At 65.0% G+C, this 13,217-nt stretch carries 13 protein-coding genes; 6 read left to right on the plus strand and 7 right to left on the minus strand.

The window, feature by feature from the left end; genetic code table 11:
* Window positions 1-131: 131 nt before the first annotated feature.
* Genes ACO06J_RS10600 through ACO06J_RS10610 form a run of 3 tightly spaced genes read right to left on the minus strand, consistent with a single transcriptional unit; the run spans window position 132 to window position 1,988 of the window.
* On the minus strand, window positions 132-344 hold the full coding sequence (locus tag ACO06J_RS10600; RefSeq protein ID WP_421760681.1) for a hypothetical protein: 213 nt from the start codon (window positions 342-344) through the stop codon (window positions 132-134).
* A gap of 3 nt (window positions 345-347) precedes the next feature.
* Window positions 348-1,160 (minus strand): S49 family peptidase, encoded by an 813-nt coding sequence (locus ACO06J_RS10605; RefSeq protein WP_421760682.1) that lies wholly within the window; start codon window positions 1,158-1,160, stop codon window positions 348-350.
* 45 nt (window positions 1,161-1,205) lie between these two features.
* Window positions 1,206-1,988 (minus strand): tRNA1(Val) (adenine(37)-N6)-methyltransferase, encoded by a 783-nt coding sequence (locus ACO06J_RS10610; RefSeq protein WP_421760683.1) that lies wholly within the window; start codon window positions 1,986-1,988, stop codon window positions 1,206-1,208.
* A 69-nt stretch (window positions 1,989-2,057) separates the two neighbouring features.
* On the opposite strand from ACO06J_RS10610, the gene ACO06J_RS10615 reads away from it, so the two are divergent.
* Window positions 2,058-3,074 (plus strand): polyprenyl synthetase family protein, encoded by a 1,017-nt coding sequence (locus ACO06J_RS10615; protein ID WP_421760684.1) that lies wholly within the window; start codon window positions 2,058-2,060, stop codon window positions 3,072-3,074.
* 110 nt (window positions 3,075-3,184) lie between these two features.
* On the opposite strand, the gene ACO06J_RS10620 is transcribed toward ACO06J_RS10615, so the two are convergent.
* The 3 genes from ACO06J_RS10620 to ACO06J_RS10630 all read right to left on the minus strand — a co-directional run bounded on the left by ACO06J_RS10620 (window position 3,185) and on the right by ACO06J_RS10630 (window position 7,612).
* A complete protein-coding gene (locus tag ACO06J_RS10620; protein WP_421760685.1) occupies window positions 3,185-4,063 on the minus strand; it encodes a 4-(cytidine 5'-diphospho)-2-C-methyl-D-erythritol kinase in 879 nt (292 codons plus the stop codon).
* Window positions 4,064-5,833 carry a tetratricopeptide repeat protein gene (locus tag ACO06J_RS10625; RefSeq protein ID WP_421760686.1) on the minus strand — a complete coding sequence of 590 codons (1,770 nt, stop codon included), beginning with the start codon at window positions 5,831-5,833 and terminating at the stop codon, window positions 4,064-4,066.
* Between the two features lie 126 nt (window positions 5,834-5,959).
* On the minus strand, window positions 5,960-7,612 hold the full coding sequence (locus ACO06J_RS10630; protein WP_421760687.1) for a 4Fe-4S dicluster domain-containing protein: 1,653 nt from the start codon (window positions 7,610-7,612) through the stop codon (window positions 5,960-5,962).
* 78 nt (window positions 7,613-7,690) lie between these two features.
* On the opposite strand from ACO06J_RS10630, the gene ACO06J_RS10635 reads away from it, so the two are divergent.
* The 4 genes from ACO06J_RS10635 (at window position 7,691) to ACO06J_RS10650 (ending at window position 10,941) form a co-directional block, all read left to right on the plus strand.
* Window positions 7,691-8,488, plus strand: a complete 798-nt coding sequence (locus ACO06J_RS10635; protein WP_421760688.1) for a uracil-DNA glycosylase — start codon at window positions 7,691-7,693, stop codon at window positions 8,486-8,488.
* 313 nt (window positions 8,489-8,801) lie between these two features.
* Window positions 8,802-10,202, plus strand: a complete 1,401-nt coding sequence (locus ACO06J_RS10640) for an MFS transporter (protein WP_421760689.1) — start codon at window positions 8,802-8,804, stop codon at window positions 10,200-10,202.
* 3 nt (window positions 10,203-10,205) lie between these two features.
* Window positions 10,206-10,742 (plus strand): molybdenum cofactor biosynthesis protein B, encoded by a 537-nt coding sequence (gene moaB, locus ACO06J_RS10645; protein ID WP_421760690.1) that lies wholly within the window; start codon window positions 10,206-10,208, stop codon window positions 10,740-10,742.
* A gap of 22 nt (window positions 10,743-10,764) precedes the next feature.
* Window positions 10,765-10,941: a DUF7230 family protein gene (locus tag ACO06J_RS10650; RefSeq protein ID WP_421760691.1), complete on the plus strand. Its 177-nt coding sequence runs from the start codon at window positions 10,765-10,767 to the stop codon at window positions 10,939-10,941.
* Between the two features lies 1 nt (window position 10,942).
* Here ACO06J_RS10650 and ACO06J_RS10655 read toward each other — a convergent pair whose 3' ends face one another.
* Window positions 10,943-11,740: a class I SAM-dependent methyltransferase gene (locus ACO06J_RS10655; protein ID WP_421760692.1), complete on the minus strand. Its 798-nt coding sequence runs from the start codon at window positions 11,738-11,740 to the stop codon at window positions 10,943-10,945.
* 364 nt (window positions 11,741-12,104) lie between these two features.
* Between ACO06J_RS10655 and ACO06J_RS10660 the strand changes: the two genes are divergently transcribed.
* Window positions 12,105-13,088: an SDR family oxidoreductase gene (locus ACO06J_RS10660; protein WP_421760693.1), complete on the plus strand. Its 984-nt coding sequence runs from the start codon at window positions 12,105-12,107 to the stop codon at window positions 13,086-13,088.
* The last annotated feature ends 129 nt before the right edge of the window (window positions 13,089-13,217 follow it).

Below are 13,217 nucleotides of genomic sequence, written 5' to 3' on the forward strand. Positions count from 1 at the left end.
CCAAGCGTTCCTCTGACAGGTTCGGTCCCCTCGGCACCTCGCCCCGCACGAAGGGCGATGGCGACCTGCCAATATGAGGTACGTACCTCATATCTGTTTGATCGGTCAATGCTGAGTGGACGCCGGCCGTATCACTTGTCGTCGGGCTGGCGGAACTTGCCGTCTTTGTCGCGTTTGAGGGTGACGACGTCGGGGCGGGCGCGTTCCTTCAGGTCGCGGTCGTGGCGGGCCTGGTCGACCTGCTTGAACTGGCCCTTCCAATCGCGCCAGATGCGGCGGGCGCCGAGGAAAATAGCTCCGAAAACCAATACGATAATGACGAGGCGGACGAGGATCAGTGTCATGGTCTAGAGCCCCAGCCGCGCCCAGACGGAGCGGTCTTCGATGTCGTTGAGGAGCGCCATGCCCAGCCGCGGCAGGCTGAAGAGGCCGCGCTTGGGGGCGATGACGGGCAGTTCGACCTTGTCGCCGTAGCGGGCGCGGAGGGTTTCGCGCAGATCGCCCAGGTGATCGACGAGGTCGAGGTCGAGACCACGGACGCCTGACCAGAACTCGCCAGTGAACAGCGTATCGTCAGAGGCCTTTAGGCGGGTGCCGCGCCGCAATTTCACCCAGTCGATGAACACCTTGTGAATGTCCGTTTCGAGCTGATTGATGCGGGCGATGTCCTCGGGCTTTTCGGGGAGGAACGGATCGAGGGTGGACTTGTTGCGGCCGGCGGTGTGAACGCGGCGTTCGACACCGAGCTTGCCGATGGCCTCGACGAAGCCGAAGCCGGAAAAGATGACGCCGATGGAGCCGACGATCGAGGAGGGATCGGCGATGATCTCGTCGCCGGCGACGGCGATGAAATAGCCACCGGAGGCGGCTGCGTCCTCGACGAAGACGAGGACGGGCTTGTTGTGCTCGTCGGCGAGGTCGCGGATACGCTTGGAGATGAGGCGGGACTGGACCGGGGAACCGCCGGGGGAATTGACGATGATCGCGACAGCGGGGGCGGATTTGATGGCGAAGGCGCGCTTCAGGAGCGGGGCGACGGTTTCGATATTGAGCCGGCCCGGCCGCTGGTCGGCGGCGATAACGCCCTGCAGCCGGACGACGGGAATGATCGGGCCGGATTGACCCATCAGGCGCTTGATAATCGAGCGTAGTCCCATCATTGCCTCGCTAGTGTCGGCGGCAGATGTATGCGCGTTGGCGGGACTTTACCAGATCAGCGGGCCCGTGCCCTGGAAGATGGCATCGAAGGCGGGGCGAAAGGCACGGCCGGAGGCCTCGTGGAGGGCACGTGCGGCGAGGAGGGTGAAGGGGGTGCGCACGCCCTTGATGCCGCGGATGAGGATGCGGCTGGCGGCCTCGCCCTCGCGCGGCAGCAGAGGCAGGACGGTGATGGCGCCGAAACGGGCGGTGAAGGAGGCGAGCAACAGCGGCAGGGCGGTGGCGGTGTGGATGAAGATCACCTCGCCGCCGGGCGCAGCATGGGTGGCGGCGGCCTTGACCCAGAGATCGAGCTCACCATCGGGCATGTGGCGCGCGTCGCTGCGGGTGGGCGACGGGGCGGAGCCACGGCCGGGGTCGAAGAAGGGCGGGTTGGCGATGACGGTTGCGAAGTGATCGGCCGGGAGGCCGGCAGCGGCTCGGAGGCTACCCTTGGTGGTGACGTCGAGCAGCAGGGTGCGAGCGCGTTCGGCGAAGCCGTTGGTGGTGAGGTTGAGGGCTGCGAGGGCGAGCATTTCGGCGTCACTGTCGCAGAGCGTTGCGGTGAGTTGAGGGCGATCGGCGAGCGCGACGAGGGCGGCGGTGCCGACGCCGGTGCCGAGATCGAGGAGGCTGGTCGAACTGGGACTGACGGCGGCGCCCAGCAGCACGGAATCCAGCCCAGCGCGAAAGCCGTTGCCGGGCTGCGACACAGCGAGGCGGCCACCCAAAAAGGCGTCGCGTGTCGGCGATTGTTGTTTTACAAGATCGGGTGTGTGGTCTAGGGACATCGCACCATCGCTAAAATGCTTAGCGGTGGATTATAGGCCGGCAAACCGGTCCGATAAACCGAGGAATTCATGGCGTCAGCGGCGGTAGCGGCAAACGAGGCGACGGGCGCCGGTGCGCTCGACCGGCTGGTGGAAGCGACGCGCCCCGGCATGGACCGGGTCAACGCGATGATCCTCTCAAAAGCCGAGTCGCATGTTGACCTCGTGCCCGAGATCGCGCGGTACCTGATCGATGCCGGCGGTAAGCGCTTGCGCCCGATGCTGACGATTGCAGCGGCGATGCTGTTTGGCCGGGCGGCGGGAAGCGAAATCAATTTCGCGGCGGCCGTCGAATTCATGCACAACGCCACGCTGCTGCACGACGATGTGGTGGATGAGAGCGACATGCGGCGCGGCCGGGCGGCAGCGCGGATGATCTGGGGCAACCAGGCGAGCGTCCTGGTGGGCGACTTCCTCCTCGGGCAGGCGTTCACGATGATGGTGGACACCGGCCATATCGAAGCGCTGAAAGTGATCTCGAAGGCGGCGACGGTGATTGCCGAGGGCGAAGTGTTCCAGCTCGCCAAGGCGCGCGACCTGACGACGACCGCAGCGGACTACGACACGGTGATCGGCGCCAAGACCGCGACGCTGTTCGAGGCGGCGACGGAAGTGGGCGCGATGGCGGGTGGCGCTGATGCGGCCGGACGGCGGGCGCTGCGCGACTATGGCCGTGAACTTGGATTTGCATTCCAGTTGGTTGACGACGTACTCGACTATCGCGGCGAAGCGGGCACGTTGGGCAAGAATACCGGCGATGATCTGCGCGAAGGCAAGATGACGCTGCCGGTGATCCTCGCGCTGGAAAACGCGACACCGGCGGAGCGCGAGACAATTGTAGCCGTGCTGGGACAACCCGGCGCCGGCGAGGGCGACCTCAGGCAGGTGGTAGCGATCTTTGAGCGCTACGACACGCTGGGCCGCAGCATCGAACGGGCCTTTTCGCATGCGCGGCGCGCCAGGGAAGCGCTGAAGGGCCTGCCGCCGAGCGAGATGAAGACGCTGCTGGGGGACGTCGCTGAAGTGACGGTGGCGCGGGCTTACTAGTGCTGGGCGACCTAGACGCGATTCCCCAGAAGGCCCCCTCACCCGCCGCTTCGCGTCGACCTCTCCCCCGAAGGGAGAGGTGAAGAAGGGCATTGGCCTGCCGTGCTGCCTCAGCCTGGCGCCAGAAGTGGCGCTGCGGCGACCCAGAAGCCGGGGTGGGTGTCGCGGAGGTCGTGGGCGGCCTGGTGGGCTTTGGCGGCGGAGCCGAAGAGGCCAAAGACCGTGGCGCCGGAGCCCGACATGCGGGCGAGAATGCAGCCGTCGAACTTACTCAATTCAGCAATCAGATCACCGATGACCGGTACCAGCGCGATGGCGGGGGGCTCAAGGTCGTTGCGGGTTTCACCGAGCCAGAGGCCGAGCTGGGCTGGGCGGGTCAAGGGCTGCGGCAGTGGTGGCAGCGGCGGATTGGTGCGGCTTTGGAGACGCCGGAACACGTCGGCAGTGATCACCGGCTGGAGCGGATTGACCAGCACGATGTGACTGGCAGGGAAGGTGTGGAGCTGGTGGATGATTTCGCCGACGCCGCGCACTTCGCAGGGACGCGAGACGAGGCAAGCGGGCACATCGGCGCCGAGGGATAGGGCGACTTCGCTGAGTTCAGCAAACCCGATCTCGGCCTCGCCGAGCGACGCCATCAGCCGTAATGCGGCCGCGGCATCGGCTGAGCCGCCGCCGAGGCCGGCGGCGACCGGCAGATTCTTGTGCAGCTCGAACGCGAGACCGGTTTCGACGTGGCCGGGCCAGCGGGCGCGGAAGGCGGCGACGGCTCGCATGACGAGGTTGCTGTCTCCACCACCTGCAGCGGCCGCGAACGGGCCGCCGACCTTGAGAGTGTCGGACCTCGCAGGGCGCGCCGTCAGCTCGTCGGACACATCGGCAAAGACCACGAGGCTTTCGAGCTCATGGTAGCCATCAGCCCGGCGGCCGGTGACATGGAGCGCGAGATTGACCTTTGCGGGGGCGGCCTCGGAGAAGACGCCGTCCATCTAGTTGGGGGTAGTCGCGTCCGGCGGCGCAGCCGGAGCAGTCTCGGTCTGGGGGGCGCTTTCTGCGACAGTGCCGGGCTGCGGCACCGCATCGAGCCCGCCAGCGAGCTTGAGCTTGACGCGAGCCCGGACGGCGCCATCGGGCTCATCGACGGCGGAGGCGATGTTCCACTGGAAGCGGGCCTCGAGTTCGCGGCCGGCGCGCCAGTAGGCATCGCCCAGATGGTCGTTGATCTCGGGATCGGTCGAGCGCATCTGCACCGCCTTTTCAAGCGTCGTCACGGCTTCGGCAAAGCGACCGAGGCGGTAATAGGCCCAGCCAAGGCTATCAACGATGTAGCCGTCATTGGGCGAGGCATCGACGGCCTTCTGGATCATATCGAGGGCGGGGATGAGGTTGATGCCCTTGTCGACCCAGCTGTAGCCCAGATAGTTCAGCACCTGCGGCTGGTCGGGGTTGAGGACCAGCGCCTTCTTGAAATCGGCCTCGGCCTTGTCCCAGTGCTTGCCGCGTTCATAGGAGATGCCGCGCACATAGTAGAAGCGCCAGTCGGCGGGCGATTCACCGCCAACGATGGCCAAGGCCTTCGAATAACTGTCAGCGGCATCGTCGAACTTTTCGGCGGCGCGCTGCATGTCGCCCAGCACCGAGAGGGCGTCGACGTCCTTGGGGCTGCTGGAAACGATCGAGGCAAGCTGGGTCAGCGCCTTGTCGCGATCACCCAGCGCTGCGAGATTTTCAGCGACGCGGACAACGGCCATCGGCTTCATGACCGAGGTCGATGCGATGTGATTGTAAACGTCGTTGGCCTCGTCGTGCTGGCCGGCCTCATCGAGCAACTGGCCGTAGACCAGATCGATCGCATCGGCATTGGGATCGAGATACATGCCGAGCTGCAGGAACACGGCGGTGATCTCGGGGGCGCTTTCACGGCCGAGCGCGACGCCCATGGAGTTGAACACTTCGGCGGCGCCGGCCTGGACGTTGGTGGCAAAGACCCCCGGGCGCTGCTTCAGATCGATCGACGCCTTGACCGCATCGATCAACGGGTGATCGAGACCGGTGGCATCGAACTTGGCGATGACGGCCTCAGCCTCATCGAAGCGGCCGGCATTGCCGAGCATGCGGGTATAGGCCTCGACGACGCGGACGACGTTGGGATCGCCCTCGTAGGCCTTCTTGGCGAAATCCAGCGCCTCGCTGCTGCGCCCCGCGACATCGGCCATCAGCGCGCGGTGGAACACGAGGAAATCCTCAAGACCGCCCTGCCCCAGGGTGTCGAGAAGTTTGGATGACTCCGCGTCCTGGCCCTCGGCGGAGAGGGCCCAGGCGCGAATAATGCCACCGGTGACGCCGGCGAAGGTATCGCCGCCGGCCTTTTCGAGCGCCTTGGCGGCGGCGGCGTAGCGGCGCTGCTTCAGCGCTTCAGTGCCGATGACGAGGCTTGCCATGTCATTGGGGCCAGTCAGCTCGATGAGGTGGGTGGCAACGCGCGCTGCGTCCTCGATCTGGCCGTTGGCAGCGAAGGCCATGAAGCTGCGCTCGACGGTGACCGGGTTGTCCCAATCGGCCTGCGCGGCTGCGTTGAAGAGCTCGGCGGCATCGCCGGTGCGCAGATCCTGCAAAGCCTGTCGGCCAGCAAGGAAATTGCCGGTGGCACTGATGGTGGAAAGCGGCATGGCCTCGGAGGAATCGAGGGCCATGACAACGCTGGTGGAGAGCGTCAGAGCCAGGATGGCGCCAGTCAGCAGGCGGGCAGTTTGGGTCACAGGCGCGATGGCTCCGCTCGGGAAAGGTCAGGTTTGGACTTAGTTGCCGAAAGATGGGCGATTTTGCGACTGCGCCGCAAGGGGCAAGTGGGCTGAGTGAGGCACGCTTGCGTGAGTTTGGGACGGCTACATGCCGGAATAGCTTGGGCCGGAGCCGCCTTCGGGCGGCACCCAGGTGATGTTCTGGGCGGGATCCTTGATGTCGCAGGTCTTGCAGTGGACGCAGTTGGCGGCGTGGATGCGGAAGACCGGGGCACCTCCCTCCTCGCCGATTTCATAGACGCCTGCTGGGCAATAGAGCGGCGCGGGCTCGCCATAGAGCGGGAGATTGTCGCGCACGGGGACGGCGGGATCGGCCAGCTTCAGGTGGATCGGCTGGTCTTCGTCGTGGCTGAGGTTGGCGAGGAAGACGGAAGACGAGCGATCGAACGTGGTTTTGCCGTCGGGCCGCTCGTACTCACGCGGGGTGACCGCGGCGAGGGGTTTGAGCTTTTCGAAATCGGCCTTGGTGTGGCTGAGGGTGCCGAAGGGCGAGAGGGAAAAGAGCGCCTGGCACCAGAGATCGAACCCGCCCAGCAGCACGCCGAAGAGCGTACCGAAGCGCGACCAAAGCGGCTTCATGTTGCGGACGGGGGTGAGTTCAGCGGCGATGCCGGTGGCGCGGACGGCGGCATCAAGGGTGGTGAGCGTGTCGTTGGCGCGGCCGGCGGCGATGGCGGCGGCGACCTCATCGGCGGTGGCGATGCCGGAGCGAATGGCGGAATGGATGGCCTTCAGCGCCGGCACGTTCATGAAGCCGGCCGCGCAGCCGATCAGCGCACCGCCGGGGAAAGCAAGATCGGGGATCGACTGGATGCCGCCCGAAGAGAGGGCGCGGGCGCCATAGGTGAGGCGGCGGGCGCCCTCAAGCATGCGGGTGATCGAGGGGTGCGCCTTGAAGCGCTGGAATTCGTCGAAAGGCGAGATTGTGGGGTCCGAATAGCTGAGGTGCGTGACGAAGCCGAGATAGAGCTTCCGGTCTTCGGCGTGGTAGGCGAAGCCGCCGCCGGAGGTGGCGTCATCGAGCGGGAAGCCGAGATAGTGATCGACGCGGCCTGGCTCGTGGCGATCGGCGGGGAGCTCCCAGACCTCCTTGATGCCGAGGCCGTAAAGCTGCGGGTCGTGATTAGCGGCGAGGCCGAAGCGGGCGATGAGCTGCTTTGCGAGTGAGCCGCGGGCGCCCTCGCCGATCAGAGTATACTTGGCCTTGAGGCCGATGCCGGCGGCGTGGGTGGATTTGGGCGTGCCGTCGCGGTGAACGCCGAGGTCGCCGGTGATGATGCCCTCGATGGCGCCGGTGTCGCTGGTGAGCAGATCGACGGCCGCAGTCATCGGGAAGATATCGACGCCGAGGCTTTGCGCGTGGTCGCCGAGCCAGCGGACGAGCGCGCCGAGGCTGATGATGACGCCGTTATCGACGTGCATCTGGGGCGGGACCAGCATGCCGGGGAAGGCGAAATCGGCCTTGGGGCCGAGGAAGTGGAAGGTGTCTTTGGTGACATCGGGTCCGACTGGGGCGCCCATACTGCGCCAGCCGGGGAGCAGTTCATCCATGCCGACGGGGTTCATCACGGCGCCTGAAAGGATGTGACCGCCGATTTCGGCGGACTTTTCCACCACGGTGACTGAGAGATGCGGCGCCTTCTGCTTGAGCCGGATGGCGGCGGCAAGGCCCGAGGGGCCGGCTCCGACGATGACGACGTCGGTCTCGAGGATTTCGCGGTTCGAAGCGTCGGCCAAGGACGGTCCCAATCAACTGATGGCAGGGTGGTGGCAAGCTGGTGGCAACCGCTTGCGGGCTGTGACATAACAGGTTCCATGTCCGCAAATCGACCGCTAAATGACGCCGAAGCCGCAGCGGCGCTCGACTGGTATCGGGCCGCCGGGGTGGATCTGGCGGTGCTCGACGAGCCGGTGGACCGCTTTGCGGCATCGGTGGTGCCGCCGCGCAGCCGCCCTGCCCCGGTGCTGGTGCCGCAGCCAGGCAGCGTGGAAATGCCGGTCGTGGCGGCCTCGCTGAGTGCCGACCCTGCAGAGACGCGCGCCCTGGCGGCTGGGGCTTCGACGCTCGACGAATTGCGGGCGATCATGAATGCCTATGAGGGCTGCACGCTCAAAAAGCGGGCGACGCAGCTCTGCTTTGCCGATGGCAATCCCGAAGCCGAAATCATGCTGGTGGGCGAAGGGCCGGGCGAGCAGGAGGACATTCAGGGGAAGCCCTTTGTCGGGCGCGCCGGGCAATTGCTCGACCGGATGCTGGCGGCGATCGGGCTCGACCGCACCAAGGTCTATATCGCCAACATGGTGCCGTGGCGGCCGCCGGGCAACCGCGACCCCTCGCCGGAAGAGCTGGCGCTCTGCGCGCCGTTTTTGCACCGGCAGGTGGAGCTGGTGGCGCCGAAGTTTCTGGTGACGCTGGGGAATGTGCCCACCAAGGCGCTGTTCGAGACCTCGCTGGGGATTACGCGGACGCGTGGGCAATGGCGGGATCTGACGGTGGGGAGCCACGCGACGCGGGCGCTGGCGACGCTGCACCCGGCGTATCTGCTCAGGACGCCGGGGGCGAAGGCACTGGCCTGGCAGGATATGCTGAGTTTGAAGCGAGCGATTGGGTGAGGGGTCGATCGACCTCGACTGCCGGAGCGTGGGGCCCCCCACCCTTGATCTGCCATTCGAGCACAGCTCTCATGGCCTTCTCGGGGGAAATCGATCCACCGGATCGATTTCTGGTCCCCTCGAAGCCCCTCAAGGGGGAGGGGGACGACTGAGAGTTAAGTGGGGCAGTGGGTGCTTAATACTGCGTTAGGCACTTCGGTTCGACTTTAGGCTTGGGTGCGATTTATTCCGGGGGCGGTTGCGCGGATCGCCTGAATTTGGTCTGACTTGCTGGGCAAGCGGGACTCGGACCCCAACGAACGCAGAAAGCGCTATGTCCTCCGCCCTCAAGATCTATGCCCTGTTCATTGGTTCGGCGCTGCTCATGTTCGGAGGCGGGCTGCAGGGCCTGCTGCTGAGTGTTCGCGGGGCGGAAGAGCATTTTTCGCTGACGGCGCTGGGCCTGATCGGCACGGGCTGGTCGGTTGGGTTCGTGGCCGGCTCGATCACCGTGCCGATGCTGGTGAAACGGGTGGGCCATATCCGCGCCTACTCGATCATGGCGGCGATCGGGACGGTGACGATCCTGCTCAACCTGCTCTGGATCAACGATGTCGGCTGGATCGTGCTGCGCGCGTTCTCCGGCTTCTGCTTTGCCGGCGCGGCGATGATCGTCGAGAGCTGGCTGAACGAGGTGGCGGACAACCGCAGCCGCGGCACGATCTTTTCGATCTACACCACGATCAACATGGCCGCCTCGACAGTGGGGCAGCTGGCGATGTCGGTGACGGGAACGTTTGGCTTCATGCCGTTTGTGGTGGGGGCGATCGCTTTCATCTGCGCGCTGCTGCCGAGCGCCATGACCTCGACGCCGCAGCCGCGGCCGATCTCGTCGGCGCGGCTCGATGTGGTGCTGCTCTACAAGACCTCCCCGCTGGCGGTGATTGCGGCGTTTGCCTGCGGCATGGCGAATGGCACGTTTGGTACGCTGGCACCGGTCTATGGGTTCAAGCAGAACCTCGATGCGTCGACTATCGCGTACCTGTTCGCGGTGACGGCGGTGGTGGGCGCGGTGGCGCAGACGCCGTTTGGCCGGCTGTCGGACAAGATCGATCGGCGGCTGGTGATCGTGGGGCTCAGCGGGTTTGCCTGCCTCGTGGGCTTCCTGACGGTGCTGCTGAACCCCAGCAATGGGCTGGTGATGTTCATCCTGTTCGGGATGTACGGGTTTGGCGCCTATCCGCTGTACGCAATCGCGGTGGCGCATGCGAACGACTTTGCCAAGGATGGCGAGTTCGGGCGGGTGGCCGGCGGCATGCTGCTGATCCTCGGGATCGGGCTTGCCATCGGGCCGATCATCGCCTCGTGGGTGATGAATGCGATTGCGCCGGTGGGACTGTTCATCGTGACCGCGACCTTCCATGGGGCGCTGGCGGTGACGGCGTTTTTGCGCATGAAGGTGCGGCCGGTACGCGATGCGACGGGCCGGGTGCGGTTCCGCGCCATGAACTCGGAAAAGGGTGTTTCGCCCGGAACGGTTGAACTCGATCCGCGCGCCGAGGAAAAGCAGCAGACCGTGGCGCGTCCAGTGGCACAGCCGGCAACACACGTTACCGAAGTGGTGGTGCCGGACCCGATGCAGCCAATGATCGTGCTCGAAGAAGAAACCAAGACCGATACGCCGCCGGCCGGCGATGACGCCGCCACGAAGCCTGATACACCGCCCAAGGACTAGACGATGTTCAAGACCGAGCTCGACATGAGCAAGCCGTTCACGCCGCTGAAGATCGCGGTGCTGGCGGTTTCCGACACGCGGACGCTGGAGACGGATGGCGCCGGGGCGCTGCTCAAATCGCTAATGGAAGCAGATGGGCACATCTGCGCCGAGCGTGCCGTGGTGCGCGACGATATCCACCAGATCCGCGCCAAGGTGATGGGCTGGGTGATCGACCCCGAGATTGACGCGATCATTACGACGGGCGGCACCGGGTTTTCGGGCCGCGACGTGACGCCGGAAGCGCTGGAGCCGCTGTTCCAGAAGCGGATGGAGGGGTTCTCGGTGCTGTTCCACCAGTATTCGGCAACGACGGTGGGGACATCGAGCCTGCAGTCGCGCGCGACGGGCGGGTTGATCGGAGAGACGTTCGTGTTCGTCTTGCCGGGCTCGCGCGGGGCCTGCCGCGACGCGTGGGAAGGGATTTTGCGCGCGCAGTTGGACAGCCGCCACATGCCCTGCAACTTCGTTGAACTGATGCCAAGGCTCAACGAGCGCTAAATCATTTCTGGGAACGCTTGAAATGAAAGTGCCCGACAAGGTTCCGCTCAGTCGCAAGCAGACGGCGCCGAAGAATGTCGCGGCGAAGTCGCTGCGTGCCGGGCAGTTTCAGCCCAAGGTGGAGCCGGACCCCAAAGGCTACACGCGCAAAGCCAAGCACCCCAAGCCGATTGTGGTGGAAGAGGACAAGGACGGCTGACTCAGCCCGCTTTGCGGCTGAGGAACAGGCCGGTTTCCTTTGCCACCTCAAGGACGCCATTGCCGCGCTGAAATGCGCCGTCGATGGCGGTGCGGAAGGCTTTGAGCTGCTCGGGCGGGGCGCCATCGCCGGGCGGGTATGAGGTGAGGGCGAGGAACACGTCTTCGGGGTTGGTGATCCGCATGCTCGCCGGGTGGAGGGCAAAGGAGACGTTGCCGAATTCGGCGCGCAGCAGGCGCTCCGCAGTATCAAAGCCGAAGGCGGTGCCGGCGGGATCAACCGGAGGGCTGCCGAACACGGTGGTGAGCGCATAGATGGCGCCCATGTTGCCGACGCCATTGGTGGTGACGGCAAGGGTGCCACCGGGCTTCAGAACGCGGGCCATTTCGGCGATGGCGCGCGGCTGGTCGGCGACGTGGTAAAGCATGTGCATGGCGACCACGACATCGAAGCTGGCATCGGCGAACGGCAGAGCCATTGCGTCGGCTTGCTGGCCAGTCACGGAGTGGAATGAGAGGCCGGCGCAGCGCCCGGTGGCTTCCTCGACCATGCCGGCGGACTGATCGGCAAGTGTGAGGTCGATGCCGGGTGGGATGGTGTCTGCGGTTGCTGCCCAGAACCAGCCTGGGCCGCAGCCGATATCGAGGACGGCCGCGCCGGACTTGAGTGGCAAGTGTTGGGCCACCCAGGGGAACCATGGCGTTGGGGCGATGGTGTATTCCTGATTGAGCCGGGCGCGTGCGGCAAGTTTTTGGCTGGTGCTGTACTGCTCTGCATTGCCTTCAGTAATGGCCGACATTGTGGTCCCCTGTTGCGAGCGACGGCGCGTAAGTGCGCGCTATTGTCGCAGGTGTCTAGTCGGACTTAGGGCGGAGGGGGATTGGGGCGGGTCTCCAGGTCGCCGACCGCGTTTTCAAGGCGACGCGTACTGAACGGCATAGAGTTAGGTTGGAGTTTGTGGAGAGTACCCCTCATCCGCCCTTCGGGCACCTTCTCCCACAAGGGGAGAAGGCGGACCCCGATGGTCCGTTGCAACTGTGCCGAGGGAACACTGATAAAGCGAAGTATGGTCGCCGAAGGTTGGGTTGCGGGGGTGGGGGTTGTGGTTCAGTGTTGGGTGGATTGTGCGCCGGGAGAGCGCGAACTTTTTTGGGAGATGAGCGATGAAGGTTTTGTTTGTCGGGGGGACCGGACAGATCTCGCTGCCGTGCGTGGAACTGGCGGTGGCGGCGGGGCATCAGGTGAGCGTATTCAACCGCGGAATTCGCAGTGAGCCGTTGCCGGCTGGCGTTAACTCGATTGTGGGTGACATGAAGGATCCGGTCGCCTATCGGGCGCTGGGCGACATGCGGTTTGATGTGGTCTGCCAGTTCATGGTGTTCACGCCCGAGCAGATGGCTGAGGATATTGCGACGTTTTCGGGCAAGACCGGGCAGTACATCTTCATCTCGTCGGCCTCGGTCTACGAGAAGCCGGCGCGGCATTACATCATCACCGAGAAGACGCCGACGGTGAATCCCTACTGGCCCTATAGCCAGGCGAAGATTGCGGCGGAGGCGTTGCTGGAGGGTGCGCCGGACCTCAAGTGGACCATCGTGCGGCCGAGCCACACGGTGCGCACCGGGCTGCCGACGATGATGGGCGAAGGCGATATCGTGATCCGCCGGATGCAGCAGGGAAAACCGGTGATCGTGGCCGGAGACGGCACGTCGCCGTGGACTTTGACGCGTTCGAAGGACTTTGCGGTGCCGTTTGTGGGCCTCTTCGGCAAGGCGGCGGCGCTGGGTGAGGATTTCCACATCACCTCCGACCGCGCCTATAGCTGGGATGATATCTACTACGCGATCGGGCGCGGGGTTGGGCTGACTCCGAGGATCGTGCATGTGCCGACGGATACGCTGGTGAAGTACAATCCGGCCTGGGTCGGGCCGCTGGTTGGGGACAAGACCTGGTCGGCGCTGTTCGACAATTCGAAGGTTAAGCGCGTGGCGGGGAACTTCTCGTGCTCGGAGGACCTCGATGAAGTGCTGGCGGAGTCGATCGGTTTTTTGAAGCAGCGGTTGGCGGCAAATACGCCGATCAATATGGATCTCGACCCGCTGATGGATAGGATCACATCGGAGCAGATGGCGCTGGGAAACAGTTGATTGCCTTGTTGGCGGTTAATCTCGGCAGTTAATCTACTTTTGGTTTAGCGCAACAATGACGCTCCGGAGCAGTTTCGGGGCGTCAGATAGCTGTTCATCGGCGGTTCAGCGGGCCCGATTGAAGTTGAA

This window comes from Devosia sp. (genome assembly GCF_965229025.1).
Lineage (GTDB): Bacteria > Pseudomonadota > Alphaproteobacteria > Rhizobiales > Devosiaceae > Devosia_A.

Coding starts and splice junctions, on each gene's coding strand:
- ACO06J_RS10600 (WP_421760681.1), bottom strand. CDS start 344: ATGACACTGATCCTCGTCCGCCTCGTCATTATCGTATTGGTTTTCGGA.
- ACO06J_RS10605 (WP_421760682.1), bottom strand. CDS start 1,160: ATGATGGGACTACGCTCGATTATCAAGCGCCTGATGGGTCAATCCGGC.
- ACO06J_RS10610 (WP_421760683.1), bottom strand. CDS start 1,988: ATGTCCCTAGACCACACACCCGATCTTGTAAAACAACAATCGCCGACA.
- ACO06J_RS10615 (WP_421760684.1), top strand. CDS start 2,058: ATGGCGTCAGCGGCGGTAGCGGCAAACGAGGCGACGGGCGCCGGTGCG.
- ACO06J_RS10620 (WP_421760685.1), bottom strand. CDS start 4,063: ATGGACGGCGTCTTCTCCGAGGCCGCCCCCGCAAAGGTCAATCTCGCG.
- ACO06J_RS10635 (WP_421760688.1), top strand. CDS start 7,691: ATGTCCGCAAATCGACCGCTAAATGACGCCGAAGCCGCAGCGGCGCTC.
- ACO06J_RS10640 (WP_421760689.1), top strand. CDS start 8,802: ATGTCCTCCGCCCTCAAGATCTATGCCCTGTTCATTGGTTCGGCGCTG.
- moaB (WP_421760690.1), top strand. CDS start 10,206: ATGTTCAAGACCGAGCTCGACATGAGCAAGCCGTTCACGCCGCTGAAG.
- ACO06J_RS10650 (WP_421760691.1), top strand. CDS start 10,765: ATGAAAGTGCCCGACAAGGTTCCGCTCAGTCGCAAGCAGACGGCGCCG.
- ACO06J_RS10655 (WP_421760692.1), bottom strand. CDS start 11,740: ATGTCGGCCATTACTGAAGGCAATGCAGAGCAGTACAGCACCAGCCAA.
- ACO06J_RS10660 (WP_421760693.1), top strand. CDS start 12,105: ATGAAGGTTTTGTTTGTCGGGGGGACCGGACAGATCTCGCTGCCGTGC.